The organism is Novosphingobium sp. BL-S-33, assembly GCF_056857025.1.
The window spans coordinates 2,444,263-2,463,398 of record NZ_CM166474.1 but is presented as its reverse complement, the minus strand read 5'-3'; the positions used below and the strand labels follow the sequence as shown (position 1 = coordinate 2,463,398).

General features: G+C 63.7%; 18 protein-coding genes. 5 read left to right on the top strand and 13 right to left on the bottom strand.

The features are described from left to right. Nucleotides 1-149: 149 nt before the first annotated feature. On the top strand, nt 150-764 hold the full coding sequence (gene rpsD / locus AC1VVM_RS11545; RefSeq protein ID WP_132385268.1) for a 30S ribosomal protein S4: 615 nt from the start codon (nt 150-152) through the stop codon (nt 762-764). Between the two features lie 386 nt (nt 765-1,150). On the opposite strand, the gene AC1VVM_RS11540 is transcribed toward rpsD, so the two are convergent. The 11 genes from AC1VVM_RS11540 to AC1VVM_RS11490 form a co-directional block, all read right to left on the bottom strand. Further along, nucleotides 1,151-3,172 (bottom strand): alpha/beta hydrolase family protein, encoded by a 2,022-nt coding sequence (locus AC1VVM_RS11540; RefSeq protein ID WP_482904040.1) that lies wholly within the window; start codon nt 3,170-3,172, stop codon nt 1,151-1,153. 71 nt (nt 3,173-3,243) lie between these two features. Then, nucleotides 3,244-4,368, bottom strand: a complete 1,125-nt coding sequence (gene tgt / locus AC1VVM_RS11535) for a tRNA guanosine(34) transglycosylase Tgt (RefSeq protein ID WP_482955076.1) — start codon at nt 4,366-4,368, stop codon at nt 3,244-3,246. Nucleotides 4,369-4,387: 19 nt separating this feature from the next. Then, nucleotides 4,388-5,428, bottom strand: a complete 1,041-nt coding sequence (locus AC1VVM_RS11530) for a DUF481 domain-containing protein (protein ID WP_482904038.1) — start codon at nt 5,426-5,428, stop codon at nt 4,388-4,390. A 54-nt stretch (nt 5,429-5,482) separates the two neighbouring features. After that, entirely contained in the window at nt 5,483-6,256 is a 774-nt protein-coding gene (locus tag AC1VVM_RS11525) for an ABC transporter permease (protein ID WP_482904037.1), read from the bottom strand. After that, complete coding sequence (locus AC1VVM_RS11520; RefSeq protein ID WP_482904036.1) at nt 6,253-7,188, bottom strand: ABC transporter ATP-binding protein; 936 nt, start codon at nt 7,186-7,188, stop codon at nt 6,253-6,255. The genes AC1VVM_RS11525 and AC1VVM_RS11520 overlap by 4 nt, the downstream gene beginning before the upstream one ends. A 40-nt stretch (nt 7,189-7,228) precedes the next feature. Then, nucleotides 7,229-8,275 carry a tRNA preQ1(34) S-adenosylmethionine ribosyltransferase-isomerase QueA gene (queA, locus tag AC1VVM_RS11515; protein WP_482904035.1) on the bottom strand — a complete coding sequence of 349 codons (1,047 nt, stop codon included), beginning with the start codon at nt 8,273-8,275 and terminating at the stop codon, nt 7,229-7,231. Nucleotides 8,276-8,326: 51 nt separating this feature from the next. Then, nucleotides 8,327-9,025 carry a peptidylprolyl isomerase gene (locus AC1VVM_RS11510; RefSeq protein ID WP_482904034.1) on the bottom strand — a complete coding sequence of 233 codons (699 nt, stop codon included), beginning with the start codon at nt 9,023-9,025 and terminating at the stop codon, nt 8,327-8,329. Nucleotides 9,026-9,111: 86 nt separating this feature from the next. Beyond that, nucleotides 9,112-9,630 (bottom strand): pantetheine-phosphate adenylyltransferase, encoded by a 519-nt coding sequence (coaD, locus tag AC1VVM_RS11505; protein ID WP_207904606.1) that lies wholly within the window; start codon nt 9,628-9,630, stop codon nt 9,112-9,114. Then, complete coding sequence (locus AC1VVM_RS11500; RefSeq protein WP_132385259.1) at nt 9,630-10,538, bottom strand: polyprenyl synthetase family protein; 909 nt, start codon at nt 10,536-10,538, stop codon at nt 9,630-9,632. Before AC1VVM_RS11500 ends, coaD begins: the two co-directional genes overlap by 1 nt. Before the next feature lie 4 nt (nt 10,539-10,542). Further along, nucleotides 10,543-10,794 carry an exodeoxyribonuclease VII small subunit gene (locus AC1VVM_RS11495; protein ID WP_132385258.1) on the bottom strand — a complete coding sequence of 84 codons (252 nt, stop codon included), beginning with the start codon at nt 10,792-10,794 and terminating at the stop codon, nt 10,543-10,545. A gap of 129 nt (nt 10,795-10,923) precedes the next feature. Next, entirely contained in the window at nt 10,924-11,397 is a 474-nt protein-coding gene (locus AC1VVM_RS11490) for a YbjN domain-containing protein (RefSeq protein WP_132385257.1), read from the bottom strand. A 131-nt stretch (nt 11,398-11,528) separates the two neighbouring features. Here AC1VVM_RS11490 and purL point away from each other — a divergent pair, with 131 nt between their 5' ends. Next, a complete protein-coding gene (gene purL, locus AC1VVM_RS11485) occupies nt 11,529-13,688 on the top strand; it encodes a phosphoribosylformylglycinamidine synthase subunit PurL (protein ID WP_482904033.1) in 2,160 nt (719 codons plus the stop codon). A gap of 386 nt (nt 13,689-14,074) precedes the next feature. Here purL and AC1VVM_RS11480 read toward each other — a convergent pair whose 3' ends face one another. Together AC1VVM_RS11480 and serB are read right to left on the bottom strand one after the other, a co-directional pair. Beyond that, a complete protein-coding gene (locus AC1VVM_RS11480) occupies nt 14,075-14,731 on the bottom strand; it encodes a DUF1345 domain-containing protein (protein ID WP_243652358.1) in 657 nt (218 codons plus the stop codon). 13 nt (nt 14,732-14,744) lie between these two features. Then, nucleotides 14,745-15,626: a phosphoserine phosphatase SerB gene (serB, locus tag AC1VVM_RS11475; RefSeq protein WP_482904032.1), complete on the bottom strand. Its 882-nt coding sequence runs from the start codon at nt 15,624-15,626 to the stop codon at nt 14,745-14,747. Between serB and miaA the strand changes: the two genes are divergently transcribed. The 3 genes from miaA to ilvN all read left to right on the top strand — a co-directional run bounded on the left by miaA (nt 15,619) and on the right by ilvN (nt 19,126). Further along, nucleotides 15,619-16,620, top strand: a complete 1,002-nt coding sequence (miaA, locus tag AC1VVM_RS11470) for a tRNA (adenosine(37)-N6)-dimethylallyltransferase MiaA (RefSeq protein WP_482904031.1) — start codon at nt 15,619-15,621, stop codon at nt 16,618-16,620. The genes serB and miaA overlap by 8 nt on opposite strands. 219 nt (nt 16,621-16,839) lie before the next feature. Then, nucleotides 16,840-18,582, top strand: a complete 1,743-nt coding sequence (ilvB, locus tag AC1VVM_RS11465) for a biosynthetic-type acetolactate synthase large subunit (RefSeq protein ID WP_482904030.1) — start codon at nt 16,840-16,842, stop codon at nt 18,580-18,582. A 25-nt stretch (nt 18,583-18,607) separates the two neighbouring features. Beyond that, nucleotides 18,608-19,126 (top strand): acetolactate synthase small subunit, encoded by a 519-nt coding sequence (gene ilvN, locus AC1VVM_RS11460; protein ID WP_132385252.1) that lies wholly within the window; start codon nt 18,608-18,610, stop codon nt 19,124-19,126. Nucleotides 19,127-19,136: the final 10 nt, after the last annotated feature.

The window sequence follows — 19,136 nt, the reverse complement described above, 5'->3', positions numbered from 1 at the left end:
TGGCGCCTGCCTTCTTGACAGGTCTGTCCATTCGGCCCCGCACCCCGGTGAAGCGGCGGCCGCATCCAGCGCATTAGGCTGGATGGTGCGCCCCGGGAAAACATGGACCGTTTCCACAGTGGAAGCGGCAGCAGAAAAGGAGACGACTTATGTCGAAGCGTAAAAGCGCCAAGTATAAACTCGACCGCCGCATGGGCGAGAACATCTGGGGCCGTCCCAAGAGCTCGGTCAACCGCCGCAGCTACGGCCCGGGCCAGCACGGCCAGCGCCGCAAGGGCAAGCTGTCGGACTACGGTCTGCAGCTGCGCGCCAAGCAGAAGCTCAAGGGCTACTACGGCGACGTGACCGAGAAGCAGTTCAAGGCCACCTACCAGGAAGCCGCCCGCATGAAGGGTGACACCGGCCAGAACCTGATCGGCCTGCTTGAACAGCGTCTGGACATGGTTGTGTACCGTTCCAAGTTCGCGCCCACCATCTTCGCGGCTCGCCAGATCGTTTCGCACGGCCACATCCGCGTCAACGGCGTGAAGTGCAACATCGCTTCGCGTCGCGTGAAGGTCGGTGACATTGTCAGCCTCGGCAACAAGGCCAAGGAAATGGCCCTGATCGTCGAAGCGCAGGCTCTTCCCGAGCGTGACGTTCCTGACTACGTCGCTCAGGACGGCACCGACAAGGTGACTTTCGTTCGCGTTCCGACGCTGGACGAAGTGCCTTACCCGGTGAAGATGGAACCGAACCTGGTCGTCGAGTTCTACTCGCGCTAAGAGTTTCGGGTCTCCGGACCAGGATTAGGAAGGGCGGCTCTTCGGAGCCGCCCTTTTCTTTTGCCCTGCATCGTCGCGAGGCGACGAAGTGCCGGAAAACGCGGTGAATCGACGGACTTGTCAGGGAACCGACATGGTTCGCGGGCATTGAACCAGCACTATGTCTCGATTCCGTTTCATCACCCCCCATCGCACCGGCAAATGGTACACGACCCTCGATCTCGCCCAGCGCTTCGCAAGCAAGATCGGCGCCGGATTCCTGGATCTGCGAAGCGGCCGCTTCGTCGCCTACCCCGGAACCCGGCTGGAAGTTTCCTGCTGCTAGAGCGTTTTTCGGGTTATCAGGCGAAGTCACCTGATAACCCGGAAAAACGCGACTAACCGCACTAGTTACTGGCTACGGTAGTCGGCAGGGCCAATGCCTTGCGCAGGAAACCGTCGCTCTGCTCCAGGACCTTCGTGCGCGCCGCGCTGTCGTCCAGCGAGTGGGCAAGCCCCGGGAACGTCACCAGTTCCACTTGTTTGCCGGCATCGCGCAAGCGCCGTTCCATGATCTGCGACTGATGAACATTGACGTTCAGATCCCAATCGCCGTGGAACATCAGCACCGGCACCTGGATCGCGCCGACGTTCTGCGCAGGCGAACCTTGCGCTACGTGGGGGCCGTTGCCGATTTGCTGATCGACCAGCCGATAGTCGGTGCGATTAAGGTGGTCCTGCCGCAAAACGCTGAGATCGGTTACCGGCGCGATCGCCACGATCGCCTTGAAGAGCCCCGGATCGAGCACGCCTGACTGGAGCGCGGCATAGCCGCCATAGGACCAGCCGACGATCGCCAGCTTGTCCTTTGCGGCGACCCCGCTCGAAACCAGCCAGCGGCCCGCGTCGTCGACATCACCGATGGCCGTCCGCCATGACTGGAAGCCGTTCTTCTCGAACCAGGCTTCCCCGAAGCCTGCCGAGCCACGGAAATTCGGCTGAAGCACCGCAAAGCCGCGCGCCGCGAAGAACTGCACCAGCCAGTCGAAACCCCACTCGTCACGCGACGAAGGACCGCCGTGCGGCATGACGATCGCCGGAAGGTTCTTGCCATCGCTGCCCGGCGGCAGAGTCAGATAGCCGGGGATCATCGTCCCGTCGGCGGCCGGGAACTGGACCGGCTTCATCTCGGCCAGCTTGCGCCCCGCAAGCGCCGGCCGCAGCGGCAGGATTTCTTCGAGATGGCGGGTTGCCTTGTCATAAAGATAGTAACGCCCCGGATCGACATCGCTACCCGCGAACATCACCAGCTTGCTCTCATCCTCGCTGGACGAGACGAAATCCACCAGGGGCGATCCCGGCAAAGCCTTGCCCAGGGCGCTGCGCAGTTTCGCCAGTTCGGGGTCGAAATACTCGGCTTTTCGATAGTCGCCGGCATAGGACACGCCGACCACCCGCTGCGTGCGCCCCAGACGGACGAGATCGTCCACCTCTATCCCGGGCTTGCTGAACACCAGCTCGCGCGCCTTGCTGCCGTCCAGCTTCTCTCGATAGAGCGCCAGATAGCCGTCCTTGCGCTCGAAGCCATAGGCTGCATCCAGCGTGGGATCGACCGCCACCGGCTGGAAACCGCTGTCCGAACCGGAAGCATTGAGGGTGACCCGGCTCAACAGATCCCACGAATGCGAATCCTTCGTTCGGTAGAAGTAGTTGATGACATTGGTGTCGTACCCGCCGCTGGTGGTGGGATTCAGACCTCTGATCCGCACTGAGCCCCGACCGTCGGTGATGTAATCCGTCGCATCGGTGTTGGGCTTCTCGATCGTGGTGCGGCGCAGCGTTCGCACGTCCACGCTCTCGACGCCCAGCCCCTCAAGGGAACTGGCAAGGTGAGTTCCGATCTGCTGCTCGGGCACGAACTGGCGCAGCATCAGCACTTCGCCCGGCCGCGCACCGGTCCAGTCGATGATGTCGCCGCCGTACCATGCGAAGCCGACAGCGCGCGAACTCTCGGCCGGGGTAACTACCTTGAGCGGCTTACCGTCCAGATAGAGCGCCACGAGCCGCGTGAACGAAGTCAGGTCGCTGGTCGCCACCGAGACGCTGCAAACCAGTTCATTGTCGGACGGCCAGGAGCAATGCCGAATTCTTTCGGCCGCGGTGTTGGAAACCACCAGCGTACGCAGCTTCGCATCCTTGTCGTATTCGGCCACGGCAACCGCGGTACCGTTCCGACCGATCGACTGGATCATCGCGATCTTCATGCCGCTTGGCGACATGCTGACGCCGTCCACCGCTTCACGCGTACCGAAGAGCGCCGCCACGGCCTCCACGCTCTCAGCCTGTGCCGTCGGTGCCGCCTGCGCGGTCGTCGCAAGACCGGCCCAGGCAAGCGCCGCCAGCGATGCCGAGGCAACAAACCTTTTCATTAAATCCCCCAAATCAAAACCTGACCGTTAAAGCCGGCCCAATCGGGGGAGGAAGTTAAAATGCCGACATATCAGCCGAAATAATCGCGCCGGAAATCGGCCGCGAAAGCCGCGAACCGGCTCTCGGCGATAGCATCGCGCATACCCTGCATAAGTTGCTGATAGAAATAGATATTATGCTCCGTCATCAACATCGCACCGAGCATCTCTCCCGATTTCACGAGATGGTGCAGATAGGCGCGGCTATAAGTGCCGCAAGTCGGGCACTTGCAGCGCTCGTCAATGGGGGCACTGTCCTCGGCATGGCGGGCATTGCGCATGTTGAGCGGGCCATTCCAGGTGAAGGCCTGCCCGTTGCGGCCCGAGCGGGTGGGCAGAACGCAATCGAACATGTCGACCCCGCGCTCCACCGCGCCCACCAGGTCGTCGGGCTTGCCGACGCCCATCAGGTAGCGCGGACGATCCGCGGGAAGCTGCTGCGGCGCGAATTCCAGCGTGGCGAACATCGCCTCCTGCCCCTCACCCACGGCGAGGCCGCCGATCGCGTAGCCGTCGAAGCCGATCTCGCTCAGCGCATCGGCTGAAGTCTTGCGCAGCCCCTCGTCAAGCGCGCCCTGCTGGATGCCGAACAGCGCCGAGTTGGCGGCATGCTCGCCGCCGCTGTCGAAAGCGTCGCGGCTGCGCTTCGCCCAGCGCATCGACATCTCCATCGAACGCGCGATCACGTCGCGCGGCTGATCGATCTTCGGGCATTCGTCGAAGCACATGACGATGTCCGAGCCGAGCAGCCGCTGGATCTCCATCGAGCGTTCCGGCGTCAGCAGATGGCGCGAACCGTCAAGGTGGCTGGCGAACGTCACGCCTTCCTCGGTGATCTTGCGCAAGTCCGACAGGCTCATGACCTGATAGCCGCCGCTGTCCGTCAGGATCGGGCGGTCCCAGTTCATGAACTTGTGCAACCCGCCCAACCGCGCGACGCGCTCGGCGCCCGGGCGCAGCATCAGGTGATAAGTGTTGCCCAGCAGGATGTCGGCGCCGGTGGCGCGCACATCCTGCGGCTTCATCGCCTTCACCGTGGCGGCGGTACCGACCGGCATGAAGGCGGGCGTGCGGATTTCGCCGCGACGCATCTTGATGACGCCGGTGCGGGCCTTGCCGTCGGTGGCGTGGATGGAGAATTCGAAACGGGGGTTCATGCCCCGCCCGTTATCCAATTCAGAAGCCGTAGACCAGCGAGAACCGCGAAATGGTATCCGTCCTGAGCGTACCGTCGGGCGGCGAGGACTCGTGGGAGAACGAATAGGACAGCTTGGCCTTCAGGCTTTTCGACATCCCGGCCTCGATACCGGTATTCGTGGTGAAGGTGCTGTTGCCGGTCTCGATATACGAAGACGCGGTCTGCGTGAGCTTCAGGGTGTTGTCGACCTTCCAGCTGAAATCGAGCGAGGTCAGCGTCGACCATGTCGTCTCGGAAGGATCCACCACAAACCGCGTGCGGCGCACCGCCGGTCCGACTTCCACCGACAGCGCCAGATCGCTGCGCTTGATAACCCGGTAACCAAGGCCGCCCGACAGCGAGTAACGATCGCGGAAGCCCTGGATTTCGTTGCTTTCCCACTGGGTACGACCGAACGTGAACAGGCCGTCGTTCAGCGTGTAGCGGGCCTGATAGCTGGCAAGGTACTGCTCACGCGTAACCGTGCCCGAATCCTTCTGGTAGTCCGCCGTCAGCTGTACCGTGTGCTGCCAGTCGATCCCCTTGCGATCGAGATTGAGCGCGCCGGAGAAGCCGAAGTTGCTGGTGTTGCCGGTGGCGCGGAATGCGCCCAGTTCGACCTTGCCGGTCCACAGCTCAAGGATAGCCGATTGGCGGATGCGCTGCGTTTCCGCATTGGCCTTGGCGGCGAGCTGGCGGGCAGCCTCGTCGTCGTAGCTCTTCTTCATCGCCCGGATCTCGTCCTTGTCGTAAGGCTCGGTATCCAGCGCAACTCTGACGACGGCGGCAACCGTAGCCGAATCGCCGGTGCGGATCGCCGATTCGAGCATGGCGCGCACGTTTTCGGGCAGGCGCGGCGGGCCACATGGGACGAACGGCGTGGGCCACGGATAAGCCGGCAATGCGAGCGCAAGCGGCTCCACCGGCACTATGACCGGGGCCGCTTCCGCCGGGTTTCCGGGGGCTACAGGCAAAGTAACGGGAGTCTGTGCCTGTGCAGGAATTGCAACAAGCAGCAGCGGCAGACCCAACAAACGCATCGACATACCAGAAAGTTAGCGGCCCAAGAAGTTAACGACCAAAGCGTTAACGCCTTAGGCGCGCAGGCGCCAGCCGGTGCGGAAGATCCATGCGATGAGCGCAATGCAGATCGCGAGGAATGCCAGCGTCATGATCAGGGAAATGCCGATCGGGAAGTCCGACTTGCCATAGAAGCACCAGCGCAGACCGTTCACCAGATAGACCACCGGATTGACCATCGCCACCGAACGCCACGGCTCGGGCAGCATGCCGATCGAATAGAACGTGCCGCCCAGGAACGTCAGCGGCACAACGAAGAGCACCGGCACGATCCCCAACTTCTCGAAACTGTCCGCCCAGATGCCGAGGATAAATCCGAACAGCGAGAATGTCGCGGATACCAGCAGGATGAAGCCCAGCGTGTAGACCGGGTGGACGATCCTGTAGTCGACGAAGAACGTCGCCGTGGTGAGGATGATGGCAGCAAGGATGAGCGACTTGGTCGCCGCCGCGCCGACGAAGCCGATCAGCGTTTCGGCCACGCCCACCGGCGCGGAAAGCAATTCGTAGATCGCACCGGTGAAGCGCGGCATGTAGATGCCGAAACTGCCGTTCGACACGCTCTCCGCAATGAGCGTCAGCAGCAGCAGGCCGGGCACGATGAAGGCACCGTAGCTGACACCCTCCTGCCCCGAATGCATCCGGCCACCGATCGCCGCGCCGAAGACGACGAAGTAAAGCACCGTCGTCAGCACCGGTCCGAGGATCGATTGCATCGCGGTGCGCATGGCCCGCATGACCTCGCGCTTGTAGATGGTCCAGGTGCTGCGCGCGTTGAAGGCGATCATGCCGCCGCTCCTTCCAGAAGATCGACGAAGATGTCTTCAAGGCTCGATTCGCGGATGTCGATCGACGTGTAGTCGATACCCGCCGTCACAAGACGCTTGGTGAGTTCGGCCACTTCGGCCTTGCCCCGTCCCGAACCGTCGCCGCCGCGATAGACAAGTTCCATCCCGTCTTCGGACAGGCTGACATTGAGCCCCTCCAACACCGCCGGCACCGCCGTGAGCGGCGAAGATAGGGGGAAATGCGCTTCCGTCCGCCCCAGCCGCTTCATCAGCGCGCGCGTTTCATCGACCATGCGGATGCGGCCGGCCTGGATTATTCCCACGCGGTCGGCCATTTCCTCGGCCTCTTCGATGTAGTGGGTGGTGAGGATGATCGTCGTGCCCCGGTCGCGCAGAAGCGAGATCTGCGCCCACATGTCGCGCCGCAGCTCGACATCGACACCGGCAGTCGGCTCATCGAGGAACAGCAGTTCGGGCTCGTGCGCCAGGGCCTTGGCGATCAGCACGCGACGCTTCATGCCGCCGGAGAGAGCACGGATCTGGTCGTTGCGCTTTTCCCAGAGGCTCAGCGCACGCAGGATCTCTTCCACCCGCGCCGCATCGGGCGCGAGGCCGAACAGCCCGCGCGAATAATTGACCGAGTGGATCACGGTCTCGAACATGTCGGTAGCCAGTTCCTGCGGCACCAGACCGATACGCGCGCGCAGGCGGCGCCAATGGCGGTCCATGTTCTCGCCGAACGCATGGATCGTGCCGCCGGTCGGCCGCACCAGCCCGCAGACCGCGCCGATCAGCGTGGTCTTGCCCGCCCCGTTGGGACCGAGCAGGGCAAATATCTCGCCCTTGTTGATCGAAAGGTCGACCCCGTCCAGCGCCGTAAGGCCGCTGTCGTAGGTCTTTGTGAGACCGCTGATTTCGAGAATGCCTTGCATCAGCGCGTGATGCGCGAAACCGATGACGGTTCCAAGTCCTTTAAGGCAAAAGAATGCTGGAATCTCCGTAGGAATAGAAGCGGTAGCCTTCGCCGATGGCATGGGCATAGACCGCCTGCATCCGCTCCAGCCCCATGAGGGCGGAGACGAGCATGAACAGCGTGGACTTGGGCAAGTGGAAGTTCGTCATCAGGCCGTCGATCGCCTTGAAGCGATAGCCGGGTGTGATGAAGATCGCCGTATCACCCTCGAAGGGGCGGATCACGCCGTCCTCGCCGGTCGCGCTTTCGAGCAGGCGCAGGCTGGTGGTGCCAACCGCGATCACGCGATTACCGGCTGCGCGCGCCGCGTTGAGGCGATCTGCGGTCGCCGCGTCGATGCTGCCCCATTCGGCGTGCATCTTGTGGTCCTGCGTATCGTCCGCCTTGACCGGGAGGAACGTGCCCGCGCCGACGTGCAGCGTCAGCGTCTCGCGTAGGACCCCCGCCGTTTCGAGCCTTGCCATCAGTTCCGGCGTGAAATGGAGGGAAGCCGTAGGCGCGGCGACGGCGCCGTCCTTCTCGGCGAACATGGTCTGGTAATCGCGGCGGTCGGCCTCGTCGGTCTCGCGCTTGCCGGCGATGTATGGGGGCAGCGGCATGCGCCCTGCCCGCTCCAGCAGCACTTCGACCGGCTCTTCGCCTTCGAACATCAGGACCCAGCTGCCATCGTCCAGCCGTTCTTCGGCGATAGCCGTGACATCGGCCGGAAATTCCACGCGGTCGCCGGGACGCAAGCGCTTGGCATTGCGCACGAAGGCCTGCCAGCGGCGGAGGTCGACGCGCTTGTGCAGCGTGGCGCCGATCCGCGCCTCGCCCCGGCGGCCCTCAAGCTGGGCCGGGATCACGCGCGTATCATTGAAGACCAGCACGTCGCCCGCACGCAGGATGTCCGGCAGATCGTGGACGTGCCGGTCGACGAGCGGGCCTTCGCCAGTCTCGTTACCGCGGCCATCCACGATCAGCATCCGTGCCGAATCGCGCGGACGCGCCGGTCTCAGGGCGATGTTTTCGGGCGGCAGATCGAAGTCGAAAAGGTCAACGCGCATGGCGCGCCTCTAGGCGCGCGCCGTGGCCCCGTCATCCCCTTTCGGAGAAATTCAGTTCGACTTCGAGTTGCTGAGCTGATCCGCCGTGATCTTGGCAGGGGCCGCCGTCGCAGGCGCTGCCGGCGGCGGTGCCTTGTTGTCCGAGGCGAGCGAGGCCTGGACGATCTTGGTCGGGTTCGCGGGCGGCTCGCCGCGCTGGATCGCGTCCACGTACTGCATACCCGAGATCACGCGCCCGAACACCGTGTACTTGTGATCGAGCGAGAAGCGCGGATAGAGCACGATGAAGAACTGGCTGTTCGCGCTGTTCGGATCGTTGGTGCGCGCCATCGAGACCATGCCGCGCAAGTGCGGCATCGAGTTGAACTCGGCTTGGAGGTCGGGAAGCTTCGAACCGCCCTGCCCGGTGCCCGTCGGATCGCCCGTCTGAGCCATGAAGCCGTCGATCACGCGGTGGAAGATGATGCCGTTGTAGAAGCCCTGCGCGGCCAGCGTCTTGATCCGCTCGACATGGTGCGGCGCCCACTTCGGCATGAGACGAATGGCAACGCGGCCGCCGTCCGACAGGTCAAGCAGCAGCACGTTTTCGGGATCGTGCGTCACGTCGGGATCGACGACGACGGAGAGCGGCGGCGCGGCAGGCTCAGCCGCCGGAGCCGGTGCAGGCGCTTCCTTCTTCTTGGCCATCGCAGGCGTGGCGACAAGCGCGAGGCCGATCATAGTCGCAGTAAGGTTCAGGCGAAACTTCATCGAATACTCACAAGGAAGCCGTTCAGGCGTGGGGCGATAGAGCCCCGGTGCTGACGTGACAATGAATGATTTTGTCGCAGATAGGCTCAGTAGTCGCCCTGAAGGCCTTTCGCGGCGATCCGGCTGACAACATCGTCACGCACCGCGGGGCTGACGAAGCGGGAAATGTCGCCCCCGAAGGTGGCGATTTCCTTGACCAGCTTGGAAGCGATCGGCTGAAGGCCGACATCGGCCATCAAGAAAATCGTCTCGATGCTCGGGTTGAGCTGCTGGTTCATGCCCGCCATCTGATATTCGTATTCGAAATCGGCGACAGCGCGCAGGCCCCGCACGATGACGTTGGCCCCCTGCTTCTGCGCAAACTTCATCAGCAGTGCATTGAATCCGACGACGGTGACATTGTCGATGCCCAGGGCCGCTGCTTCACGCTCCACCATGGCCATGCGCTCTTCGGGCGTGAACAGCGGGTCCTTGGAAGGGTTGGTCGTCACCCCGATGATCAGCCGATCCACCAGCTTGGCACCGCGCCGGATGATATCGGCATGCCCCAGCGTGATCGGATCGAAAGTGCCGGGATAGACCCCGATACGCTCTCCCAGACTCATCAATGATCCCTCTCGATGATGTAGCGCGCGACCGCGCGCAGCAGGTCGGCTTCCTTGCCGTGCTGCGAAAGGTGTCCGATGGCCTGCTCAACCAGCATGCGCGCCTGTTCGCGCGCGCGGTCCGGGCCAAGCAGGGACACGAACGTTTCCTTGCCGGCCGCCGCGTCCTTGCCCACGGCCTTGCCGGCGACTTCGGCATTGCCCTCATGATCGATGAGGTCGTCCGCGATCTGGAAGGCAAGACCGATGTCGCGCGCATAGCCGCGCAAGTGGGCGCGGCCTTCGGGCTGAACACGCCCGAGAATCGCGCCCATCTCCACCGCCGCACCGAGCAGGGCGCCGGTCTTGAGCTGCTGGAGGCGCGTGACGGTCTGCAGATCGAACTCGCTGGTCTCGGCCACGAGGTCCATCATCTGCCCCCCCGCCATGCCCTGTGCGCCGCTGGCATGGCCAAGCGCCTGCACCAGTTCGATGCGCGTGAAGGGATCGGCACTGACGGCCGGATCGCCCAGCACTTCGAACGCGAAGGACAGCAGCGAATCGCCCGCGAGTACGGCCGTCGCCTCATCGAAAGCCTTATGAACGGTCGGCTTGCCGTGACGCAGGGAATCGTCATCCATGCACGGCAGATCGTCGTGGATCAGCGAGTAGACATGGATCGATTCGATGGCGATGGCCGCGCGGATCGCCGCCTCGCGAACGACGCCGTACATCTCGGCCACGGCTGTCAGCAGCAGCGGGCGCAGGCGCTTGCCGCCGCCGATCGCCGCATAGCGCATCGCCTCGATCAAGCGCGCGCGCGCGTCTTCGGGCACCGGCAACAGCGCGTCAAAGGCGCGGTCGACCTCATCGGCGATCTTCGCCAGCCCTTCGGCAAGCAGCGGATCGCTCACCCCGACCTCAGTCATCTTATCAGCGGTCCGCGTCGAACGGCTGGGTGCCGGTGGGCACCCCGTCCGGTCCGGCGACGATTCGCTCGATCCGGGCCTGCGCGGCATCGAGCCGCTTCTGGCAATGCTGGCGCAGACGCTCACCCTTCTCGTAAAGCGTGATGGAATCCTCAAGCGGCACATCGCCGCTCTCAAGCCTTCGCACGATGCCTTCGAGTTCGCGCAGCGCGTCTTCGAAGCTCAGGCTTTCGATGGTTTCTGTCTCATCTACCATGGTGCAGCAATGGCCTTGCGGCACCAGCCGGTCAAGGGAGCAATCCGCGCTTCCCCGGTTTCGTCATGCCTGCACGGCATGTGCTGCCGACGATCCGCACCGAAGCCGCTGCAAGAGCGCAATTCTCCGTCATTCCTGATAGATATAGTCCTTGAAGGTGGCCATCGTATCGGTCCAGAATTCCAGCGTGTCGAGGAACAGTTCCTTGCTCATCCCGCCCTTGTCGAGATCGAGATCGTACTGGATCACGCAGTCCTTGTCGTCGTCCACCTGCGGCGTGACGAAGCGGTACTTCTGCGCGAAGGTGTTCATCGCCTCCAGACTGCAATGCGTCGCTTCGGTCCAGCCGGCATAGAACTGGACGCTCGAACAATCGGCGCCATCGGTGCAGCCATAGAAGGTGATCGTGAAACGCGATCCCGAGGAAGCGCTCCGGATCAGCGGGTCTCCCACCGAATCCTTGGACAGCTCCGCGCGGTAGCCCGCGTCCTGCAAGGCCGAGACGATAGTGGCCGGCGATTTTGCCGTCACCATCTGCGCCTGCGCGGAACCAGCCACCATCAGCCCCATGACAATGGCCAAAGCTGCAACGATTTTACGCATAAACCCCCTGAATTATTCGGACAATCGCAGCATGATCGTGTGGCACATCGGCCCGGGCCTCGAAAGCGAAAGTTCATCTCAGGGCGCGTGCCGTCTAGCGCACAGCGACGGACATGGCTAAGGCGCCTCGCATGACCGGAATCACCCCTGACGTCGTCGAGGCGCATGGCCTCAATCCCGCGGAATACGAGCGCGTCCTGCACGCCCTTGGCCGAGAGCCGAACCTAGTCGAACTCGGCATATTCTCGGTCATGTGGTCTGAGCACTGCTCGTACAAGTCGAGCCGCTTCCACCTGAAGAAGCTGCCGACCAAGGCCCCCTGGGTCATCTGCGGCCCCGGCGAGAACGCCGGCGTGATCGACATCGGCGATGGACAGGCCGCCATCTTCAAGATGGAAAGCCACAACCACCCCAGCTACATCGAGCCTTTCCAGGGCGCAGCCACCGGCGTCGGCGGCATTCTGCGCGACGTCTTCACCATGGGCGCACGCCCGGTTGCCAACATGAACGCGCTGCGTTTCGGCCGTCCCGATCATCCGAAGATGAAGCACCTCGTGCAAGGCGTGGTCGAGGGCATCGGCTCCTACGGCAACTGCGTGGGCGTGCCCACCGTCGGCGGCGAGACCAACTTCCACAAGGCGTACGACGGCAACATCCTCGTCAACGCCATGACCGTGGGCGTCGCCGATACCGACAAGATCTTCTACTCGGCCGCAACCGGCCTCGGTAACCCGATCGTCTACGTCGGCTCCAAGACCGGCCGCGACGGCATCCACGGCGCCACCATGGCATCGGCGGACTTCGACGAGCATTCGGACGAGAAGCGCCCGACCGTGCAGGTGGGCGATCCCTTCACCGAAAAGCTGCTGATCGAGGCCTGCCTCGAACTCATGGCCACCGACGCCATCGTCGCGATCCAGGACATGGGCGCAGCGGGCCTCACCTCCTCGTCGGTCGAAATGGCCAGCAAGGGCGGCGCCGGCATCCGTCTCGACATGAACAAGGTGCCTTGCCGCGAAGAGGCGATGACGCCTTACGAGATGATGCTCTCGGAAAGCCAGGAGCGCATGCTCATGGTGCTTCAGCCCGGCAAGGAAGCCATGGCCGAGGCGATCTTCAAGAAGTGGGAACTCGATTTCGCGGTGATCGGCGAAGTGACCGACACCGGCCACATGGTTCTCGAATTCAATGGCGAAGTCGTCTGCGACATTCCGCTCGGCCCGCTCGCCGACGACGCGCCGGAATACGAGCGTCCTTACGTCACGCCTGAGGAATACAAGGCCTGGGCCAAGGTTCCAGCCATGGGCGACGTGGCGGAAAGCGCCGATGTGGGCGCGGACCTGCTCAAGCTGATGGGCACGGTCGACCTCGCCTCGCGCAAGTGGATCTGGGAACAGTACGACAGCCAGGTCGGCGGCGACACGATGCAGAAGTCCGGCGGCGACGCGGCCGTGGTACGCATCCACAACACCGAAAAGGCGCTGGCGATCAGCACCGACTGCTCGCCGCGTTACTGCTACGCAGACCCCTACGAGGGCGGCAAGCAGGCCGTGGCCGAGACCTATCGCAACATCAGCGCAGTGGGCGGCCTTCCGCTCGCCATCACCAACTGCCTGAACTTCGCGAACCCGCAGCGTCCCGAAATCATGGCGCAGATCGTCGGCTGCCTTAACGGCATGGGCGATGCCTGCCGCGCGCTCGACTATCCGATCGTTTCGGGCAACGTCTCGCTCTACAACGAATCGAAGGCCACCGGCGGCGGCTCGGCGATCCTGCCGACCCCGGCCATCGGCGGCGTCGGCATCCTCGCCGATCACGAGAAGATGGCTACGGTGGCGTTCAAGAACGCCGGCGACGAAATCTTCGTTCTGGGCGGCAAGGGGACGCACCTTGGCCAGTCGATCTGGCTGCGCGAGATCGCGGGTCAGGAAGCCGGTGAAGCCCCCAAGGTCGACCTCAAGGCCGAAGCCGAGAACGGCGCATCGATCCGTGAATGGATCGGCGCGGGCAAGGTTACCGCCGTTCACGACGTCAGCGACGGCGGTCTGCTCGTTACACTCGCCGAAATGGCGCTCGCCAGCGGCCTTGGCGTTGAACTCGACGGCGCGCTGACCACGGAAGAGGCTTTCGGTGAAGACCAGTCGCGCTATGTCGTGACGGCTCCGGCTGGCACCACCCTGCCCGGCGCCGTAAAGATCGGCACGGTCGGCGGCACTACCGTTTCCGGCGTCGAAATCGCCGCCCTGAAGCAGGCCAACGAGGCCTTCTTCAAGGACTGGATGGAAGCCTGATCCCGTATTGGCGGACTGCTACGGTAGCCCGCTGATCAAGAATTATCGCTCAAGCCCGGCCTTACCGACTGCGTGTGAGGTCGGGCTTGAGCAATTTACCGAACTAGCTCAGGTTTTGCAGGCGGCGCTGGCCGCTATGACCCCACCTACGTCACCGAAAACGCGCTTGGCGAAGTCCGCCTGCCGATGGGCAGGACGAAAAGCCTGCGCATTCGGCAAGCAAACTTGCGACGCCAGAGCACCGGCCCTCAAAAAGATCCCGTCGTCCCCGCGAAGGCGGGGATCCCGCTAAACTTGGTGGGTGGCGCAAGAAAGCGGGGCCCCCGCCTTCGCGAGGGCGACGAGTTCCACACGTTAATGAATCCGCCCAATTGAAGGATCGGCAATCAGCCGCCCGTCGAAGACGCCAACACATTAACCGTCAGCGCCAAAATCCCGAGATTGAACGCAAACGCGAAGAGCCCGTGAAATGTGGACACCCGCCGCATGCTCGAATCGGTGATCTCGATATCGGCAGTCTGGCAGGTCATGCCGATCACGAAGGCGAAGTTCACGAAATCCGAGAAGTCCGGCACGCAGTCGCCCGGGAAATCGAGCCCCCGGCTGTCGCCGCCATCGCGCGAGGAATAGAAAAGCCGCGCATAGTGGAAGGCGTAGATGAGGTTGGCGAAGGTCCAGCAGGACAGCAGCGTCACCACCAACAGCGCAATCTCGCCAGTTTTCAGGCTCTTGTTGTCGAGAACCAGAGTGCCTAGCGCGGCAAGGATCACCGAAGTGACCACCCCAGTCAGCACGAGCAGCATGATCTGCCCGGCATCGTCGCGCTTGGCCTGCTGGCGCATGACCGTGGCATTGCCATTGCACCACAGCGGCACGCAGGACAGCGTGAAAGCGATCACCCCAAGGTCGAAGGCCGTGACAACGGCCTCCACCGCAGGCGCTACGGACAGCAATGGCAGGACGGAAAGCGCCATCACCGCAAGAAACAGCAGGTAGCGCGGGTGCGATAGCCGGCTCAGGATCGGATCTCGTTCACCGGCCATCGCTTGTCCTCTCTCAGACCCGAACCCATTCCTGCTCGTCGATGCCGAGCAGGCGCAGCCCGCTGGTCAGGTCGCCCCGGTCGATCCAGCCGTTGGCCGCCGCGCGCGCCTTGGGCTTGGCGCGATAGGCAATGCCATACGTCGCCGCTTCCAGCATCGGAATGTCGTTGGCGCCGTCCCCAGTGGCAAGCGTGGTGACATCGCCGAGCGCCGCCAGTTCGGCCAGCAGGGTCGCCTTCTTCACCGAGCTGTCGACAATCGGACCGGCAAGGCCGCCGGTCAGCTTGCCGTCCGCAACCTCAAGCCGGTTGCCGACCACATGCTCGAAGCCCAGCGAGGCAGCGACCGGATCCGCGAAGTGATGGAAACCGCCGGTCACCAAAACGGTGCGGCAGCCCAGCTTCTTGAGCGTCTCAACCAAAGTGCGCGCACCCGCAACAGGCCGGATCCGGCTGGCAAGGCATTCGTCGATCGCGCCGACAGAGAGACCCTTGAGCAGGCCCACGCGCTCACGCAGCGCCTGTTCGAAATCGAGTTCGCCCTGCATGGCCCGCTCGGTAATCTCGGCGATACGGTCCTTGATACCCGCGAAATCGCCCAGTTCGTCGATGCACTCCTGCCCGATCATGGTCGAATCCATGTCCGAGATGAACAGGCCGGGCACGATTGGCTCATGATCGCAGACAAGCCCGTCGGTCGGCGCGAAGTGATCGTCCAACGCCTTGCGGAGCGTGGCCGCATCGTCATCCGGCGAGGCGATCTGCATGGTCTGTTCGCAGAAATCGAGCATGGCGGCGGAAGCGAGGCGCACGCCCCCTTCCTGCATTTCGGCACGGGCAGCATCGATTCTTGCCGAGAGGTGGTCCGGTTCTGCTATCAGCCGCGCAATGAGCACTGCGAATTCCCTTGAAGCTACGTATGAAAATTCCACCGGCGGCGATCCGTCAGGACACAAGCCACCGCTCGCGCTCATCGCAGGGCCGACCGCGAGCGGCAAGAGCGATTGTGCCGTTTCGCTTGCGCAGGAACTGGAGCGGCGCGGCCGCCGCGCGGTCGTGGTCAATGCCGACAGCTCGCAAGTCTATGCCGATCTGGCGGTCCTGAGCGCGCGCCCCTTGCCCGAGGAAATGGGCGGGATCGAGCACCGCCTGTTCGGCGCCTGGGACGGCGCGACAAGCTGCTCCGCCGCCGACTGGGCCCGTGCCGCGCGCGAGACGATTGCCCCCATCCATGCCGAAGGCGCCGTGCCGATCCTGGTCGGCGGCACCGGCCTCTATATCCGCACCCTGCTGGACGGCATCGCTCCGGTGCCCCAGATCGACCCGGCCGTGCGCGAGGCCGTCCGCGCCCTGCCCGTCTCCGAAGCCTATGCCGCGCTTCAGGCCGAGGACCCCGAACGCGCCGCCCGCCTCGCCCCGGCCGACTCGGCGCGCATTGCCCGCGCGCTCGAAGTGGTGCGCTCCACCGGCAAGCCGATCGCCCACTGGCAGGCCATGACTTCCGGCGGGATCGGCCATGCCGTCTCGCTGTTCCCCGCTGTACTCCTGCCCGAGCGTCAGGCGCTCTACCGCCGCTGCGACTTGCGTTTCGACCGCATGATCGAACGCGGCGCTCTGGGCGAGGTCGAAGCCCTGCTCGCCCGCAAGCTCGATCCGGACCTTCCGGTCATGCGCGCCATCGGCGTTCCCGAACTTGCCGGAGTCGTTCGCGGGGACTGGGGACTCGCGGAAGCCGCCGCGCGCGGCGCGCAGGCCACCCGCAATTACGCGAAACGCCAGTTCACTTGGCTCCGGCACCAGCCTCCGCAAGATTGGACAAGGATCGCGTACGATAATTTCGAGCAAAAAACACTTGAAGATAGATTGTTTCAGGTTATGGGGTTGACGTAACATTTTCGTCCCCCTAGAGCCCGCTTCAAGTCCTGCCGTGGAAGTGAAGCAGGAGGAGAGGGAGACCCGGCACGGCGTCCGTCGTGTCGGGTCGGTTTCATTATAGTGCGTCAACAGGCGCGCTATGGTTTTTTCAGGCGGCAAGATTCGTATCGAGCCGCAATATTCGAAGACGACCCTACCCCCGGGGCCCGTCCAAGAGTCAAAAAGGAATGTATTGTGACTGAAGAGCGCAGCGGCGCGAACATCCTGGTCGAAAGCCTGGTCAAGCAGGGAGTCGAATTCGTATTCGGTTATCCCGGCGGCGCCGTGCTACCGATCTACGATGCTCTATTCGGCGACGAGCGACTTCGGCACATTCTTGTGCGTCACGAAGCCGGTGCGGCTCACGCTGCCGAAGGCTATGCCCGTTCGACCGGCAAGCCCGGCGTCGTGCTGGTCACTTCCGGCCCGGGCGCGACCAATGCGGTCACCGGCATTGCCGATGCCTTCATGGATTCGATTCCGCTGGTCGTCATCACCGGGCAGGTTCCGACCGGCCTGATCGGCTCGGACGCCTTCCAGGAAGCCGATACCGTCGGCATCTCGCGCCACTGCACCAAGCACAATTACCTCGTGAAGGATCCGGCCGACCTTGCCGCGATCATCGACGAGGCGTTCGAGATCGCCACCACCGGCCGCCCCGGCCCGGTCTTGATCGACATCCCCAAGGACGTCCAGATCGCGATGGCGCCCTGGCACGAAGCTCTGGTCCAGCGCCGCAAGCGCTACGACCCGCGCACCATGGGCACGACCGACGAGATCGCACAGGCCGTCGAGATGATTGCCAAGGCCAAGACTCCGGTGTTCTACACCGGCGGCGGCGTCATCAATTCGGGCCCGCGCGCCACGGAGCTGCTGCGCGAGCTGCAAGAAAAGACCGGCGCGCCGGTCACCTCCACGCTAATGGGCCTTGGTGCCTTCCCCGCCGACCATCCGGACTGGCTGGGCATGCTGGGCATGCACGGGACCTATGAGGCCAACCTGGCGATGAACCAGGCCGACCTGATCATCTGCGTCGGCGCCCGCTTCGACGACCGCGTGACCGGCCGCCTCGACGCTTTCGCGCCGAATTCGAAGAAGATCCACATCGATATCGACCGCGCCTCGATCAACAAGACGGTGCGCGTCGATCTGCCGGTCATCGGCGATTGCGCGAACGTGCTGGCCCAGATCCTCGAAGGCTGGGGCAACCGCGCGCCGCAGGATCTCGCTCCGTGGAAGGCCCGCATCGAGGGCTGGCGCGAGAAGAAGAGCCTCTCCTTCCCGGAGAACCGCAACGCGATCATGCCGCAGCTGGCGATCCAGCGCCTGTTCGAACTGAGCAAGGACAAGGATCCGATCATCTCGACCGAGGTGGGCCAGCACCAGATGTGGGCGGCGCAGCACTTCCACTTCTTCGGTCCGAACAAGTGGCTGACCTCGGGTGGTCTCGGCACGATGGGTTACGGCCTGCCCGCCGCGATCGGCGCGCAACTCGGCAATCCGGACAGCCTTGTCATCGATATCGCGGGCGATGCCTCGATCCAGATGAACATCCAGGAACTCGGCACCGCCACGCAGTACCGCCTGCCGGTGAAGATCTTCATCCTCAACAACGAGTGGATGGGCATGGTTCGCCAGTGGCAGGAACTCACCTACGAGAGCCGCTACTCGCAGTCCTATTCGGACAGCCTGCCGGACTTCGTGAAGCTGGCCGAGGCCTATGGCTGGAAGGGCATCCGCATCGAGAACGAAGCCGATCTCGACGCCGGCATTCAGGCGATGATCGACTATGACGGCCCCGTCATCGTCGATTGCCTGGTGGCCAAGGAATCGAACTGCTTCCCGATGATCCCCTCGGGCGCATCGCATGTCGAGATGATCCTCTACGGCGACACTGTCGCCGGCACGATGGACGATGCCGCCAAGGCGCTGGTCTGAGACCGCACGAGATCCGAGAGTACTTATGATGCACATCCAGCACGAAGCCGAGGAACGGCACGTCCTGACCGTTACGGTCGATAACGAGGCGGGCATTCTCGCGAAGATCGCGGGCCTGTTCACCGCGCGCGGCTACAACATCGACAGCCTGACCGTGGCGGACATCACCGAAAACCACGCGCTCAGCCGCATCACCATCGTCACCCACGGTCCGCCGAGCCAGATCGACCAGATCCGTGCCCAGCTCGAACGGCTGGTGCCGGTTCACAAGGTGATCGACCTTACCGAAGTGGGTCCTTACGTGCAGCGCGAACTGGCGCTCGTGAAGGTGACGGGCGTCGGCGAAAAACGCGTCGAGGCGCTGCGCATCGCCGGCGTGTTCCGCGCCCGCCCGGTGGACACCACCACCGGCAGCTTCATCTTCGAGCTGACCGGCGCGCCGGACAAGATCGACAGCTTCGTGGCGCTTATGCGCGAACTGGGCCTTGTCGAAGTCGGCCGCACCGGCATCGTCGCGATGATCCGCGGCGCCGAAGAGGCCTGACGCAAAGCCA